The organism is Caulobacter sp. GSs2 (genome assembly GCF_058680895.1).
The window spans coordinates 333,481-348,807 of record NZ_CM178725.1; the positions used below are offsets into that span (position 1 = coordinate 333,481).

At 63.7% G+C, this 15,327-nt stretch carries 15 protein-coding genes; 6 read left to right on the forward strand and 9 right to left on the reverse strand.

Annotation, left to right across the window (positions count from 1 at the left end; all coding sequences use genetic code 11):
* Window positions 1–13: 13 nt before the first annotated feature.
* From ACW17Z_RS01580 to ACW17Z_RS01610, 7 genes are all read right to left on the reverse strand, one after another.
* Window positions 14–1,234 carry a nitrate/nitrite transporter gene (locus ACW17Z_RS01580; protein ID WP_492057329.1) on the reverse strand — a complete coding sequence of 407 codons (1,221 nt, stop codon included), beginning with the start codon at window positions 1,232–1,234 and terminating at the stop codon, window positions 14–16.
* A gap of 231 nt (window positions 1,235–1,465) precedes the next feature.
* A complete protein-coding gene (locus ACW17Z_RS01585; protein WP_492057330.1) occupies window positions 1,466–2,251 on the reverse strand; it encodes an ABC transporter ATP-binding protein in 786 nt (261 codons plus the stop codon).
* 11 nt (window positions 2,252–2,262) lie between these two features.
* Window positions 2,263–3,153 (reverse strand): nitrate ABC transporter permease, encoded by an 891-nt coding sequence (gene ntrB / locus ACW17Z_RS01590; protein WP_492057331.1) that lies wholly within the window; start codon window positions 3,151–3,153, stop codon window positions 2,263–2,265.
* A 13-nt stretch (window positions 3,154–3,166) separates the two neighbouring features.
* Window positions 3,167–4,465, reverse strand: coding sequence for a CmpA/NrtA family ABC transporter substrate-binding protein (locus ACW17Z_RS01595; protein ID WP_492057332.1), 1,299 nt, complete (start codon window positions 4,463–4,465; stop codon window positions 3,167–3,169).
* 22 nt (window positions 4,466–4,487) lie between these two features.
* On the reverse strand, window positions 4,488–5,870 hold the full coding sequence (locus ACW17Z_RS01600; RefSeq protein ID WP_492057333.1) for an alginate export family protein: 1,383 nt from the start codon (window positions 5,868–5,870) through the stop codon (window positions 4,488–4,490).
* 317 nt (window positions 5,871–6,187) lie between these two features.
* Window positions 6,188–7,342 carry a CmpA/NrtA family ABC transporter substrate-binding protein gene (locus tag ACW17Z_RS01605; protein ID WP_492057334.1) on the reverse strand — a complete coding sequence of 385 codons (1,155 nt, stop codon included), beginning with the start codon at window positions 7,340–7,342 and terminating at the stop codon, window positions 6,188–6,190.
* Complete coding sequence (locus ACW17Z_RS01610; RefSeq protein ID WP_421736419.1) at window positions 7,339–7,917, reverse strand: ANTAR domain-containing response regulator; 579 nt, start codon at window positions 7,915–7,917, stop codon at window positions 7,339–7,341. The genes ACW17Z_RS01605 and ACW17Z_RS01610 overlap by 4 nt, the downstream gene beginning before the upstream one ends.
* 429 nt (window positions 7,918–8,346) lie before the next feature.
* On the opposite strand from ACW17Z_RS01610, the gene ACW17Z_RS01615 reads away from it, so the two are divergent.
* The 3 genes from ACW17Z_RS01615 (at window position 8,347) to ACW17Z_RS01625 (ending at window position 10,523) form a co-directional block, all read left to right on the forward strand.
* On the forward strand, window positions 8,347–8,961 hold the full coding sequence (locus ACW17Z_RS01615) for a recombinase family protein (protein WP_492057335.1): 615 nt from the start codon (window positions 8,347–8,349) through the stop codon (window positions 8,959–8,961).
* 186 nt (window positions 8,962–9,147) lie between these two features.
* Window positions 9,148–10,044, forward strand: coding sequence for a hypothetical protein (locus tag ACW17Z_RS01620; RefSeq protein WP_492057336.1), 897 nt, complete (start codon window positions 9,148–9,150; stop codon window positions 10,042–10,044).
* Between the two features lie 194 nt (window positions 10,045–10,238).
* A complete protein-coding gene (locus ACW17Z_RS01625) occupies window positions 10,239–10,523 on the forward strand; it encodes a hypothetical protein (RefSeq protein ID WP_492057337.1) in 285 nt (94 codons plus the stop codon).
* A 171-nt stretch (window positions 10,524–10,694) separates the two neighbouring features.
* Here the strand turns inward: ACW17Z_RS01625 and ACW17Z_RS01630 are convergent, their stop codons facing one another.
* Both ACW17Z_RS01630 and ACW17Z_RS01635 read right to left on the reverse strand, forming a co-directional pair.
* Window positions 10,695–11,591 (reverse strand): 3'-5' exonuclease, encoded by an 897-nt coding sequence (locus ACW17Z_RS01630; protein WP_492057338.1) that lies wholly within the window; start codon window positions 11,589–11,591, stop codon window positions 10,695–10,697.
* Window positions 11,588–12,466, reverse strand: a complete 879-nt coding sequence (locus ACW17Z_RS01635; RefSeq protein WP_492057339.1) for an endonuclease/exonuclease/phosphatase family protein — start codon at window positions 12,464–12,466, stop codon at window positions 11,588–11,590. Before ACW17Z_RS01635 ends, ACW17Z_RS01630 begins: the two co-directional genes overlap by 4 nt.
* A 119-nt stretch (window positions 12,467–12,585) precedes the next feature.
* On the opposite strand from ACW17Z_RS01635, the gene ACW17Z_RS01640 reads away from it, so the two are divergent.
* The 3 genes from ACW17Z_RS01640 to ACW17Z_RS01650 all read left to right on the forward strand — a co-directional run bounded on the left by ACW17Z_RS01640 (window position 12,586) and on the right by ACW17Z_RS01650 (window position 15,307).
* Window positions 12,586–12,966 carry a helix-turn-helix domain-containing protein gene (locus ACW17Z_RS01640; protein WP_492057340.1) on the forward strand — a complete coding sequence of 127 codons (381 nt, stop codon included), beginning with the start codon at window positions 12,586–12,588 and terminating at the stop codon, window positions 12,964–12,966.
* A gap of 394 nt (window positions 12,967–13,360) precedes the next feature.
* Window positions 13,361–14,470: a hypothetical protein gene (locus ACW17Z_RS01645; protein WP_492057341.1), complete on the forward strand. Its 1,110-nt coding sequence runs from the start codon at window positions 13,361–13,363 to the stop codon at window positions 14,468–14,470.
* Between the two features lie 168 nt (window positions 14,471–14,638).
* Entirely contained in the window at window positions 14,639–15,307 is a 669-nt protein-coding gene (locus ACW17Z_RS01650; protein ID WP_492057342.1) for an AbiU2 domain-containing protein, read from the forward strand.
* Window positions 15,308–15,327 lie beyond the last annotated feature (20 nt).

Genomic DNA, 15,327 nt, shown 5'->3' on the forward strand with positions numbered 1-15,327 from the left:
TCAGAGGTCAGGATCAGACGCGCACGGGGCGAGCGTCGGCGTGCAGGGTCGGCCAGATCGCCCGCCAGCGGGCCTTCAGACCGTGCAGGGCAAAGAGGGCGAACAGGGCCAGGGCGGCGAAACCGAGAAAGCCGAGCTGGTAGGAACCGGTCACCTTCTTGGCCATGCCAAGCGTCGAGGCCAGGTAGAAGCCGCCGATCCCGCCGGTCATGCCGATCAGGCCGGTCATGACGCCGATCTCCTTGCGGAAGCGCTGCGGCGCCAGCTGGAACACCGCGCCATTGCCGGCCCCCAGGGCGAGCATCGAGAACATCAGCACCGCCAGAGCCAGCCAGGCCGAGGGGAGCTGGAAGCTGGCCACCGCCAGACCGATCGCGGCCAGGGCGTAGACCACGGTCAGGGTGCGCACACCGCCATGCCGGTCGGCCAGGGCGCCGCCGACGGGGCGGATGAACGAGCCGGCGAAGACGCAGGCGGCGGTGAAGAAGCCGGCAATGACTGGATCCAGGCCGTATTCGGAGTTGAAATACATGGTCAGCGACGAGGCCAGCCCCACGAAGCCGCCAAAGGTGACGGCGTAGAGCAGCATCAGCCACCAGGCGTCCGGGACCTTCAGCACGTCGAGATACTCGGCCAGCTTCTTGGGTTCGGGCTGCTCGGGCGCGTCCTTGGCCATCAGCATGTAGATGACGAAGGCGACCGCCAGAGGGATCGCCGCAAGACCGATGACGTTCTGCCAGCCATAGGTCTTGGCGAGCACGGGCGCGAAAAGCGCCGCCAGCGCCGTACCCGAATTGCCCGCGCCGGCGATGCCCAGGGCCAGGCCCTGGTGCTCTTGCGGATACCAGCGCGACGCCAGAGGCAAAGCGACAGCGAAGGACGAGCCGGCGACGCCCAGGATCAGGCCCAGGGCCAGGACCTGGTTGTAGCTATGCACCCCGACCGCCCAGGTCAGGGCCAGACCGGTCAGCACAATCAGCTGACCGATCATGCCGGTCTTCTTGGGACCGATGCGATCGACCAGGACTCCGTTGACCAGTCGCAGCAGCGCGCCGGCCAGGACCGGCACGGCGACCATCAGGCCCTTTTGGGCGGGATCGAGGTTGAAGTCCTTGGCGATCGCCACGCCCAGCGGGCCCAGGATCACCCAGACCATGAAACTGAGGTCGAAATAGAGGAAGGCGGCGAACAGGGTCGGAGCGTGGCCGACCTTGGCAAATTCGCGGAGATTCATGGGAAAGCCTCGGTCTTGCGTGTCTGCGAGAGGGGCGACTGAGCCCGACGGGTGACCGCATCCGAGCGGTCTTCTCTTGCAGCCACGAACGCCGTTGTCCGAAGGCTTGCCGTTAGAAGGGGATCAAGACGGGGTGGCTGTCACCCTGTCTTGGTCCCCCAGGCAACCGCGCCTTGGATAGCGCTCGATTGCTCATCAAATAAGCGAAGTGTCTGCCTGATTTGTGGGCACCTAGGCGGCTCGCCGCGCGTACAGGAATTCGATAACCGCCGCGCGGGCGTGGATGTAGGTCGGGTTCTCGGCGACGGCCAAGCGGTCGCGGGGCCGTGGCAGAGCCACATCCAGAACTTGGCCGATGTTGGCGCGCGGGCCGTTGGTCATCATCACGATGCGATCTGACAACAAGGCCGCCTCGTCGACATCGTGGGTGACCATCAAGACGGTGTTATTTAGCGCTGCATGGATTTCCATGACGCTGTCTTGCAGGTGAGCGCGGGTCAGGGCGTCCAGCGCCCCGAACGGCTCGTCCAGCAGCAGCACCTTGGGCTCCATGGCCAACGCCCGGGCGATGCCAACCCGCTGCTTCATGCCTCCCGAGATCTCCGATGGCCGCTTGTCTAGGGCTTGGGTCATCTTGACCAGCTCCAGATTGTGCAGCGTCCAGTCGCGGCGCTCGGCGGCGGTCCTGGTTTTGGCGAACACCTTGTCGACCGCCAGGCTGACATTCTCGCGCACGGACAGCCACGGCAGCAGAGAGTGGTTCTGGAACACCACGGCCCGGTCGGGTCCTGGTGAATTGACCTCCTGCCGGTCGAGGATCACCGCCCCAGTGGTGATGGGCACAAGGCCGGCGACCACGTTGAGCAGGGTGGACTTGCCGCAGCCCGAATGGCCGATGATCGAGACGAACTCGCCCTTGTCGACCTTCAGATCGATGCCGGTCAGCACTTCCGAGCGGGCGGCGCCTTTCGAGAAAGTGACGCCGACGCCTTCGATGGAGAGATAGGCCTTGGCCATGGTGATACTCCTTAGCTCGCCGCGTTGCCGCGCGAGATGACGTGACCCAGCAGGGCCACCAGGCGATCGAGGAAGAAGCCGGTCAGTCCGACCCAGGCCAGGGCCACGATGATGTCGGAGATCCGCGAGGCGTTGTACTGATCCCAGATGAAGAACCCGACGCCGACGCCGCCCAGCAGCATCTCGGAGGCGACGATGGCTAGCCAGCTCATGCCGATGCCGATGCGCAGGCCGGTGAAGATGTAGGGCGTCGTGGCCGGCAGCAGGATCTTGAAGAAGTACTCGGTCGGCGACAGCCGCAGCACCTTGGCGACATTGACGTAATCGGTCGGAATGTTCCTGACGCCGACGGCGGTGTTGATGATGATCGGCCAGATCGAGGTGATGAAGATCACGAACAGGGCCGAAGGCTGGGCCTCACGGAACGCGGCCAGCGAGATCGGCAGCCAGGCCAGGGGCGGCACGGTGCGCAACACCTGGAAGATCGGATCCAGCCCCCGGTGCGCCCAGCGGTTGGAACCTATCAGCACGCCCAGCATGATCCCGCATATCGCCGAGATCGAGAAACCCACCCCGACCCGCTTGAGGCTGGTCAGCACGTGCCAGAACAGACCCTTGTCGACGCCGCCGTTGTCGAAGAACGGGTCGAGGATCAGCGCCTTGGAGTCGGTCCAGACTTGGACGGGCGACGGCAGACCGCCATAGGAGTCGCCGATCGCCGCCTGCCACACGCCGAGAATGACCAGCAGAGTCAGCAGCGGTGGGAACACCGCCGCCGCCGTCTCGCCGGCCCGCCTGGAAACCTCGGCTAGGCCAGAGGTGCGGGTCTCTCCCGACGGCTGAACGACGGGCGCGATCACGACCGGCTCGGCGGGCGAAAATGTGGGCTTGGGAAAGGTCATGCCGCGCCCTCCCCTAGACCAGCTTCTTGATAGGCTGGCTGGCGAGGTACGCGCCCGGATTGGCCGGGTCGAACACCTTGCCGTCGAAGAAGCGCTCGATGCCGCGGCTGTCGCCGGCGGGGCCGCTCTGGCCGATAGTCTTGGCCGCCGCGCGCCAGATGTCCGAACGGTTGACCTTGTCGACCAGGGTCTTGGTGTTGGTCTTCTGCGGCAGCATGCCCCAGCGGATGTCCTCGGTCAGGAACCACAGATCGTGCGACTTGAAAGGGAAGCTGGCGCTGTCGGCCCAGAACTTCATCCGGTGCGGCGAGTTCTTCAGGGTCCGACCGTCGCCATAGTCGACCGTGCCCTGCAGGCGGGGCAGGATGTCGCCCATCGGCACGTTGATGTATTGGCGGCCCGAGACGATCGAGCACATGGCCGGCAGGTTGCTGGCCTTGTCGCACCACATCGCCGCTTCCTGCACGGCGGCGGTGATGGCCTGGGCGGCGCGGGGATATTTGTCGACCCAGGCGGCGCGCATGCCCAGCGCTTTTTCCGGGTGGTTCATCCACAGTTCGGAGGTCAGGCAGGCCGTGTAGCCGACCTTCTGGTTGACCAGTTGACCGTTCCACGGCTCGCCCACGCAGAAGGCGTCCTGGGTGCCGGCCTTCATGTTGGCCACCATCTGCGGCGGCGGGATGACGATGGTGGCGACGTCAGTCTCGGGATTGATGCCGCCGGCTGCCAGCCAGTAGCGAACCCACAGGTCGTGGGTGCCACCCCGGAAGGTCATGGCCACCTTGGCGATGTTGCCGGCCGCTTTCATCTGCAGGAACTTGGCCTTGGCCCCGCCGCTGTTCAGCCCGACCTTGACCGCCTTCAGGTCATTGCCGACCGAGATGCCCTGCCCGTTCGTATTGAGGCGAGCCAGGATGTACATCGGCGTCGGCGCGCCGCCGGTGATCGCCCCGGTACTCATCAGATAGGGCATGGGCGACAGGATGTGGGCTCCATCGATGCCGCCGCGCTCCGAACCCAGCACCAGGTTGTCACGGGTGGCGGCCCACGAGGCCTGCTTGACGACCTCCAGATCCGGCAGGCCGTGCTTGGCGAAAAGGCCACGCTCCTTGGCGATGATCACCGGGGCGGAGTCGGTCAGGGCGATGAAGCCCAGACGGGCCTTGGCGACTTCCGGTCCCATGCCGGCGGCGTGGGCCCCGGCCGGAAAGGCGGCCTTGACGGCGGCGACGGTGGCGGCCGCGCCCAGCAGGGCGTTGCGGCGGGTGAGGCTCATCTCAGAGCCGGCGATGGTCTTGTCGGTCTTGGTCATGATCTTCAGATCCCGCTGGGGCTTAGAGTTTGTATTCGAGGGTGATCCAGCCCTTGGTCCGCGACGGCGGCGGCGCCGCCGTGCCCAGCGGCACGGTCGTCTCGCGCTTGAAGTCGGCGTACTTGAACTGGATCGAGAGCTTGGGATTGATCGCGGCCGTCAGCTGGACGCCCCACTCGCGACCCAGGTCCGCACCCGTCTTCTGGTCGTTGAAGTCGTGGTAGCGGACCAGCACATCGGTGTTGAACCAGTAGGTCCGCTTGAACCGGGGCTTGGCGTTGAAGGTGAGGTTGGCGTCCTCAATGCCGTCGACGAAGCTCTTGTTGCCGCCCGGCGAGACGAAGGCGTCGCTCCACCCCTGGAAGGCGTGGACGGTGGCCAAAGGCGTGGTGAAGCCGCGTGCGCCGTCGCCTTCAAGCGACTCGTAAGCCGCTTTCACCGTGTAGATGTCGAAGGTCGCCGCGACGTCGCCACCCCAATAGGCCAGGTCGAAGCTGGGCGTATTGCCGTGATAGTCAGACTGCTTGGCGTAGGTGGCGTTGTAGGCAAGCTGGAACAGGTTGACCCAAGTCTTGCCCGAGGCCTTCACCCCTTTGGTGAGCGACGAGTTGACCGCCGAATTGCCAAAGTCGAGCGCGTAGACGAAGCCTTGCAGACGCAGAGCCTCGGCCGGCGACCAAGTCGCGTTCAGCAGGTGGCTGTCGCTGTCCCAGTCCTTCAACTCGCCGAGGATGCGGTTGATGTGGGTAACGTAGGCGTAGGTCGCCTTGAAGCGGCCCAGGGCGACGTCGGCGCGGAACCCGTCCATCGTCTGCTCGTCCTGGCGCCACCCGACATTGCCGACGAACCGCTGGTCATCCAGCAGGATGCGCTGGCGGCCGGCTGTGACCTGCAGCGCCGTGCTGGGCGTCCAAGTCAGCTGGGCGCGGTTCAGCTCGGTGACATCGGGGTCGTTGACGACCGGATAACGGGCCTTGTCGGCGCCGTTCAACGGAGCGGTCGCGACGCCGGGTACGTTGACGGCATAGTGCTCTTCGCCGACCTGCCGGACGTCCTCAAACTCGACCAAGGCTTTCACATGAGCGAACTCGGCGGTCTCCCACCCGAAACGGGTGCGGACGGTGAAGGCCGAGGCGTCGTTCTTCAGCGTGGCGGTCTTGGTCTGATCGACGGTCTCATAGCGAGCCCGGACCTCCAGGATCAGTTTGCCGGCCGCGATCTGGTCGCTGATGGTCGGCGGCGGCGCGAGCGGCGGCGGTTCGACGGCCGGCTCGGCGACGGCCTCGACCGTGGTTTCAGCGGTCGGCGCGGCCGGAACCGAAACCTCCTGGGCCCAGGCCGTTCCACCCAACGTCAGGGCGCAGAAAGCCGTCCCGCACCGCAGCATTCCTCGCAGATTTTTCATTGCCTCAATCCCCCAAGGCCAAAAAAAAACGCCCGGCGAGACCGCGTGTGCGATCTCTCCGGACGTCGTTGTCCATTCCATACCGACGACTACGTCACCGTCGGCGGCCCTCTCAGGCCTGCGCGGAACCTCGTTGTCCCGCGTGTCGCCATCAGGAAGGCGTAGACCGCCGACCTGCGGCAATCGAAAAACGGCGTTATCGCCTAGTGCGCTCCGTCATCGGCGCATTTTTGTACAGCTGAGCAGCAGTTCTCAGCAGGACCGTGCCCGTATTCCGCGCGTTTGTGCGACCTCAAGGACCGTTGCGCCTTGCCCCGTCAGGCCTTCAAGCGGGTAATAGGAAAGGCTGCGGCATAGAGTCCGGCCGCCTCGGGGCTGAATTCCAGGCCGTCGAACAAGACCATGGACGGGGCGTTGGCTGCCTCTGCGAACGCGGCTGCGGGCTCGATGACAGGGCCCAGCGAGATCGCCGCCGCCTGAAAAAGGTCAGGGCGATAGACAAGGTCGGCTGCGCGCCCAAGGTCTTGCTGAACCTCAACCTGGCCCCAACGCGCCATTTGCGACAAGAACCAGAGGGCGTGCTCCCGGCGCGGCAGCCCCGCCGCGCCTTGATGAAAGACGATCTCGTCTTCCAAGGCCCAGGCGATGGCCTCTGCGGGCGCGCCGATGTGCTCGGGCAAGGCCAGCAGCTCCACGAGCGTCTGACGATGGGCTGGATCATCAGCCCAGGCCGAAGCCCGGATGATCGCCCTGAGCGCCGCGCGAAGCTCGTCTGGATGGGTCGCCGCCCACTGCGCCTTGACCCCGAACACCTTGTCGGGCGAGCCAGGCCAGAACTCCGAGGCCCTGATCAGCACCTCGCCCAACCCCTCCTGCAGCGCCACCGCGTTCCACGGCGCGCCGACGCAGAACCCATCGACGCCGCCCGATCGCAGGTGCTCGACCATGCGCGGCGGTGGCGTGACCACCAGCTTGATGTCCCGGTCCGGATCGATCCCCGCCTGGGCCATCCAGTAGCGCAGCTCGTAGGCGTGCATTGAATAGGTGAAGACCACGGCGAAGGTCAGAAGCGGCTCACCAGACGCCCGGCGCTTTTCCAATAGCCGCGCCAGGGGACGCGCCGTGATCGGCCGCTGCGCCATGCCCTCGGGATCGATCTGACGCAAGGCGTCGGCCAGGGCCGTCGAGACCGTTATGGCGCTGCCGTTCAGATTCAGAGCCATCGGCGCGATCATAGGCACGGCGTCGCTTGCCACACCCAGGTTGGAGGCCAGGGCCATCGGCGCCAGCATGTGCGCCCCGTCCAGGGCGCCCACCGTGACCTTGTCGCGAAGGGTCGCCCACGAGGCCTCGCGGCTGAGGCTCACCTCCAACCCTTCTTCGGCAAAGAAACCCAAGGCCTTGGCCACCACCAGCGGCGCACAGTCGGTCAGGGGGATGAAGCCCAGGCGCAGATCGACGAGACCGCTCACGAGGCGTCTCCTTTCAGAATACCCGCGAAGGCCATCAAATCGGCAGCGACAGCGCCGATCGGCCGGCCCTTGTCCATGGCCAGCTTGCGCAGCAGACGATAGGCGCCGTCCTCGTCCAGGCCCCGCTCCTTCATCAACAGACCCTTGGCCCGTTCGACGATCTTGCGTGACTCCAGATCCGCCTTGGCCTTGGCCAGATCGCCGCGCAATTGCTGGGTCAGGGCAAAGCGGCTCATAGCCACGTCCAGGATCGGTCGCACCCGCCCTGGTGCAAGGCCATCGACGATATAGGCTGCAACACCCGCCCGGACCGCCTGCTCGGCCAGCCCCGGTTCGGAGCGATCGACGAACATCACCACCGGGCGAGCGTTGCCGTGCGTAACCTCCCGCAAGCTTTCCAGGGTGTCGCGGTCGGGACTATCGGCCGCGATGACCACCACATCAGGGGCAAAGGCCGCCACTTCCCGCTCGTCGAAAAGCGCCGCCTGTCTCACCTCGAGCGGATCGATGCCTAGCAGGCCCTCGGCAACGAGGGCGGCTCGAGCAGGATCGGGGTCGATGACAAGCACGCGCATGGCGCATGCCTAGGGCGGAGACGGCTTGAACGGTAACCGGCGCAGACACTCTACGCCGCACAACCTCGCAGTCGCCCATATTTTACACAGTTGAGCATTGATCGTAGGCGCCGGCCTCAGTCACCCCGCCGGCCTGGCTATCTCGTTTGAGGCGCGGCCCTGATGTTCAGAAAACTCTAGTTCTGCCAGAGCTGCGCGAGGCCCTGGCCCTCGCCGGCGCATCAGTCCACCACCCGCGATCGGACCTTCCCAAGGTCGCCTAAGAATCATGCGCCGTCCTTTCGTCTGGCGTCCTCTATGTCACCTTAGCTTCACCAGGCGGCCAAAACTGACATAGATTTCAAAACGCTGAAAAGTGACGCTCCGCCCGTCTTCCATCTGCGCGATCGAGGCTGTCACTTAATCGATCGTTTTCGGAGCAAAAACGGCATGCTCATCGGGTACATGCGAGTGTCGAAGGCGGATGGATCTCAGACGGTCGATCTTCAGCGTGACGCCATGCTCGGTGCCGGCGTGGAAGGCCAGCACCTTTACGAGGACATGGTCACCGGCAAGACCGAGCGGCGCCCCGGTCTGGACCAATGTTTGAAGGCCCTGCGAGAGGGCGACACCCTCGTGGTTTGGAAATTGGACCGCCTAGGCCGAGACCTCCGACATCTGGTAAATCTTGTCCACGAGCTGGCGGCCCGCGATGTAGGCTTCCGCGTGCTGACCGGACAGGGTGCCGCGATCGACACAACAACTCCGGCTGGCAAACTAGTTTTTGGGATATTCGCGGCTCTCGCCGAGTTCGAACGCGAGCTGATCCGCGAGCGCACCATGGCCGGATTGGCTGCGGCTCGCGCTAGGGGCCGTGCCGGCGGGCGAAAGCCGAAGATGACGGCGGCGAAGGTGCGCTTAGCCGCTGCGTCGATGGGACAGCCGACGACGAAGGTTTCAACCCTGTGTAGTGAGCTCGGCGTTACTCGACAGACCCTGTATCGACACGTCGCCCCGGACGGGAAACTTCGAGCCGATGGCGTCGCGGCGCTCAGCCGCCGGTGACGTTTGGTCGGATGACAGCGTCCGGAGAATCCGCGCCATCACCGGACGTTGACGCATTTCCAGAAACTGGACGCTCAACACCTAGGTCGACAAGACCGGTGCTGGCACGTTGCGGGCATTGCTGATCGAACGGCACTGCATCAATCTGCAAACATGACGGATAGGACGCAAAATGACGGACCAGACTTGCAAGATAAAGTCCTAGCTTGGCTGGAGACTGAAGGATTCCCGACCGAGTTCCGCACAGCGATGGGCTTTCGTGCTGCGGGGCTCCACGCTCGACAGGGAGTTCACTATCGAACCGAAGGGACGCCGCGCGAAATCGATGTCGTAGCGCATGGAACGCTCCGCGAAGAGAAGTTGTGGGTGCGCTGCGAGTTCGTCGTCGAATGCAAATGGACGTCGAAGCCATGGGTCGTTTTCACAGACAGATGCGGGCGTATGAGCACTGCGGCATGTGTATCGCAAACTATGGGGTCGACAATTGGCAGCGCATTGCTCTGGCTAGCCGCTGGCGCCGCCGATATGCGAAATCTAAAAATGTTCGCTACGCCAGACATGCCAGGTTTCGGTGGACGTCAGGCATTCAGCAAGGGTGACGATCAATTCTTCAAGGCGATGGCAGGAGTGACTTCTGCGTCATCCGCGCTAGCTAACGCTTACGATTTGCATCGCAAACCAGGCGAAGCGCCGCACCATGCGGTGTGTATTTTCCCGATTATCGTCGTGGAAGGGCAGTTATTCGAGTCCTTCTACGATCCTGACAGTGGCGAGATGAAGGTGGCGCCTGCGGACTATGTCCGCTGCCATTGGAAAGGGGCCCCAAATTGGGAATGGCACGCTTCGGTTGACATTGTAACTCTCGAGGGATTGCCCAAGTACCTCGATGAAATTGTTCCGAGCGTAGATATCTTGCTCAGCAAGATGATGAGCGGTCTCAAAGATCTTCGGGCAGCATTTGAATGCGGCTCGCTAGAGCCGCTCAAAGTCTATCCTGGCTCGCGCGGGATGACTGGCATCCATCCGTTACTGGCAGAGATTGTTCGGTCAGCCGCAGAAAGTGCCCCCCGTGGAGAGCCATAGCGCCAGCCTATTTCAGCCCGAAGGCCAACTTGCCCGATCAGCCTTCAGGTCCAAACTGTTGGGCTTAGCTGCGCCAGCAGCGGGCATTGGGTCACGCCCAGGAACCTAACATTCGCCGGCTATCTCGGAGCATAGCTGTGGACGCGAGCGCGAAGCTGACCGAGCTGCCGCTAGAATCGCCGTAGCCGAGCGCCATGAAGCTCGAAGACATCGACCATCTGCTCGACATCAACGCCAAAGATGCGGCCGAAAAGGGCGACGAAAGCTTGGCACCTGGCCTGATCGTTCTGAGCGCCGACACCTATTGCCGGCTGAGCGTCCCGGGTAGCGGCATGGTCTGCATCCGGATCCTGGACGGTATCCGCTATCGCGGCGTTCGGGTGAGTGTGGCCGGGACGAACGAGGACAAGGTGCTAAACCGCGCCGAGGCTGGCGCGCGGGGCGGGCCGTACTTGGACCTGGCGCCTATCGGGATCTAGTGGCGACGCCAAGCCCCTCTTCATGGATGTTGGCGGTGTCTGATTTAGGCGTCCATCGATTTGGGCTCCCTGACTAACCGGCATGGTTCAGCGGTTCAGTAGGCTGGCGTCCTCTGAGCATTGGAGGCGTCCGCCGGTAAATGGCGGCCATGACCCAGCCAGCGCCAGACTTCAGGCCCGCTCAGAGAACCGCTCAAAGGCTGTGATCCGCCGGGTCAACGGGTCGAACTCACCGCGATAGATCTCCGCTCTCAGAAAAGCGATTTCGGCGTCCTTATCGGCCTCATCGACGTCGATGTACCAGGCGCGCGGCGCCGGGCCCGGCTTGCCGTTCCAACGATAGCCTCGCGCTTTGAGCACGTCCTTCAGATCGAAGGGCGAGTTCTCGGCCCAGATTCGCACTGAGGCGCGCCTGGCGCTCACCAGAAGCCGCTGAAAGCCCGTGCCCTCGGACTTGGGCAAAGGAGCCGATAGAAGCTCCAAGGTCGCAAGGCAGTCGTGCGCGGCGCGATGGCCGTCATGAAAGAACCCGTAGCCGGCAGCCAGATAGGCAAGCTTGCCGCTCTCAAAACCCGCCGAGCGCCAATCAATCTGTGTGTAGGAACAGGCCCACGGCTTGAGCGCCAGGCTTGGACAAAAGGCCTCGGCAAAGCGCCGATCAAAGCTGGCGTTATGCGCGACCACGAGGGCGGCTGGCTCGACGAAGGCCGCGACCTCAGCTGGGTCTATCACCTGACCCGCGACGATCGCGTCGGTGAGGCCCGTCAGCTGGGTGATTTCTGACGGTATGGGCATGGTGGGTTGGCGCAGCCGCGAAAAGGGCTCGCCGATCGAAACGATGCGGCCGCCGGCGTCGTACTGAAACGGCGCCATGCCGACCTCGATAATCTCATCACGCCGCGGATCTAGGCCCGTGGTTTCAAGATCAAGCATGATCCCTAGGCGTGTCGGCCCAGTCGCCTGGGGCGCAAGATGACGGGGCTTATCCAGCTGGCGCAGCACGCGGTAGCGGCCCGAGTCCGCAAGGGCCTGGGCCATCGCCTCAAGGTCTTCGGGCGTGTGGCTCATTTCAGGAGCGCGACCACAGGGCAGTGGTCCGACGGCCGCTCGGCAACCTCGCCATAGGTCAGTTCCTCAAAGCCCACCAGATCGCGAGAGGCGCGAGCGTCCAGGACGATATGATCGATGAACTCTTTGTAGCGCGGATCGCAGGCCGGTCCGCGTTGCCCAGCTGCTAGAGATAGATCGGCATTGTCCGGTTGCCCGTCGTCCCAATCAGCCCAGATCGGATCGCCTACCCGCGCCAGACGCCGGTTGAAATCACCCAGCACCGCGAAGCGAACGCTCTCATTGGCGCGCGCATCGATCCAGGCCTCGACCAGGGGCGCCTGGCTTTGCAGCGTTGCGCAGGCCTCGCCATTTAGACCAGAGGCGCAGCCTGATTTCAGGTGCACAGCCAGGAGACGCAAAGGCGCGTGATCGCGCGGGCGAACGAGCACATCGACGCCCGAGCGAAGATCGGGATTTCCCAATTGAAGGTTCGTGAGGTCTGGATTGCGCTCAAACGCAATGCCTTTGCTGATCGCAAAGCCGACGGCCTGCCGGGTCAGGGTCCGCCCCTCAAGACCTCTGCAGGGAAAGCGCGTACCGGCCGGACGCGTCTCGATGATGATGTCGTACTTGGCAGGGTCAAAGACCCGCGCAGCGGCCTCTACCGACTCCACCTCTTCAAAGGCGATGATGTCTGCGTCCAGGCGGTCGGCGTAGAGGCGCAGCGCAGCGTAGTCCGCATCAGTCCGAGGTTTGCAGCCTTGGCTTCCATCCTCTGAAAGGTGTTCCAGGTTCCAGGTCGCCACCCGCAGAGGCGCTACCGGCGCGATCGGCTGGGCGGCACAGGCGCTCAAGGTGAGAGCGGCAGCCAAGGCGGCAAACCGTTTGAACATCAAAGATCTCCTCCCGTCAGTCCTAGTCCGAGAGATGGGTCGCTGACCATCGCCCACGCCGTCCGTCAACGCGATCTCCCTAGGTTGCAAACTGGCGGGTCGCAGCAGTAGCTTTCCCCATGAGCAAAGTGGCGTCCAGCGAGCCCGACCCGATAGACGTTCACGTCGGAAAACTGCTGCGCGCCTATCGGCTCGCCGCCGGAATCTCTCAGGATGAACTTGGCGCGGCGCTGGGGATCAGCTTCCAGCAAATTCAGAAATACGAGCGGGCCATGAACCGCTTATCAGCTTCCAAGCTTGTTGAGGCGGCGCGGGCAATGACCATCCCGCCGTCCGCGTTCTTCGAGGGGCTTGAGGGAGACGCCAGTACGTCACTGGTCGGCGAATTGGCTGATTTCTTCGCCGAGCCGGCCGCAACGCGATTTGCCAGAGCCTTTGTGCGGATGACGCCGCACCAGCAGCGGGCCTTGGCTGATCTGGCTGAGACGATGGTGCCTTGAAGCTCATCGACCTGCCAAAACAAGTCCGCCCCAAGGTCGAACAGGCGCCAGCACCGGACATTCGACATCTTCCCGCAAGCGATATGGTTAGGGTCAGAGAAGGGTGGCTTCCTCCCCGCCATTCTCCCTGCGCTCGCGGCTAACTAGACCGGGCGGAAGCCACAGAGCGGCGACTAACCTGGAGCAGCTGATGGCGGCCTTCCGTTTACGAGGGCTTGCAACCGGCCCCGGCCGACATACCTGTAAGGGTAAGCGCCGTAATCGTCGGCGTGGCCGCTGCCTTGGCGAAGAGCTCCTGGCTCAACGAGTTATGTCCATCTAGCGCCCGAACCCCAATTCCGGCCGCCAGAACCGAGCAGCGCGTTTCCGATCAGGCCAGAAGAAGGATCTGCGCATGTATTCCACAATTGATGGCGCCAAGAAGTTCGCCAAATCCCTGAAGCGGGTCGCTGATGAGAGCGGCCTTATCTACCCCCTCAAAAAATGCCAAGATGTCACGGCTGTTGCTGGCGGCTACCGCGACTGGTTCGACCTTGACCGGTCGATCGGTACGACGCCGCAGCTCGTTCAACCAGATCGGTTTCGCCAGCGCCTTTTGGACGCTGTTCCGGCGCCCTTCGCGCCGCCAGTTCAATCCTGGTTGGACCGCGAGCCGGCCGAGGAGGTCATCGATCCCGATGTCCCGCGCCGCTGGTACCGTGATGTCTTCCCTTACCTGATGGCGTCGACGAAGCTTCACCGCGTTGGCACCGGCCTCCTCCGGCTGGGGTCAGGCTCGGGCCAACGGCTGCGCGCGAATCTGGTGGTCGGGCTGCTGCTGAATATTCACGGCGGAAAGCGCCCCTACCCTCTCCTTGAGCCTGACTCGCTGGCGCTAGTGTTCAAGGGCGACCTCAAGTCGCTCTACCACCAAGACGCAGATCATCCCCGTTTCGGCGAGGAGCTGGCGACGCTCACCGAAGCCGGCATCCTCGACTTCGACGGGCGAGAGATGCGGGTGCTGCCCCCCGCCGATATGAACCTTTTCGAGGAGGTCATCCGGTCACGCACCAGCTTGGCCGAGCACTGGGCGGAGGGTGGAGCCCATGATCGAGAAGCGGCCAACGCGATCCATGACGCTCTCGCCGCCATTGGCGTTTCAGATGCGCTGCGCGTTGCAGACGCCATCACCGAACAAGGCTCCATGGCCTATAGGCAGCCTTCCGGGGCTGCTCTTGAGATGCTGTCTGATCTCGCGAAGCGTGGCGAAATGGCCAAGTTCTCGCGGGCGGTAAACCTGTTTTCGACCATCCATCCCGCGAACGCTGCCGTGATTTTGGACTCAGTGCCCGCGAAGATCTCCGCTCAATATCTTGGTGGGACGCTTCGCTTGAACATGTCGAAGTTCTTGGCCTGGACGGCCAAACGGCCTGAATGGGCTGATGACCTGAAGGCAGCGGCGACCTCGCCGGGTGCCTTCGTACGCACCGTCGATCTTATGGCCGCAGAGATCGCGGTCGCGTAGGGAAAGGCCGCCGCTGGCGCCGGCGGCGGCGGCCTTCTATCCTGTCGGTCCATGCGATCGGCTCCAAACGCGTCAACGCGCAAGGCGGCACGGGTCTCGCAGTCGCCGCGCCAGCAACGGGTCACCATCAGGCCATGGGGGTGCTTCAAAAATGATGCGGGACTGAGGATGAGCCAGGAAATGTCGGACGAAGTACAGGCGGACTACGAACGCCGGCTCTCGGGCTACGCTGGCCTGATCCACGGCAACGAACCGCCGGCCCTGGCCGCCACGCTGGCGATCTATTCCGAAATCCTCCAGCAATACGAACGCTATGGCGACGACCTCTGGCGGATCGACCCCCTCGTCTACGCCTTCCATAAGTCGCTCGAGGTCGATCTGCATCTGTCGATCGCTCGACTGCTAGAGCCCCCGTCGCGGAGCAAGCGGAGCCTTTTCAAGTTCCTCGACTTCTGTCAGGGAAACCGCGCGCGGATCCAATGGCGAGATGGCCAGATCACCGATGCCTTGCTCGACGCCCAGCGTGCATCGCTGGAGAAACGCCGGGCGGTGATCGACAACATCATGGGCCGCCGTGACAAGTTCTTCGCCCACTTGGACGCGCCCTATTTCGCTGACCCGCGTAGAATCTACAGCGACTATCCGCTCAATGAGACAGAGGTCGTTGATCTCGCCATTGCGATGGTCGACATCGTCAGAGAGCACCAGCAAGGCCTCGGCGACGGAATCAGCTTCCATGTTGCCGAGTTCTACCGGATCGCCGCCGACAACATGGTCCGCAACCTTCTAGCGGGTCGAAAGGTCAACTTCCCAGGACAGGTCGATCACATCGGTTAAAGCCCGTCGGCTTTGTTGCG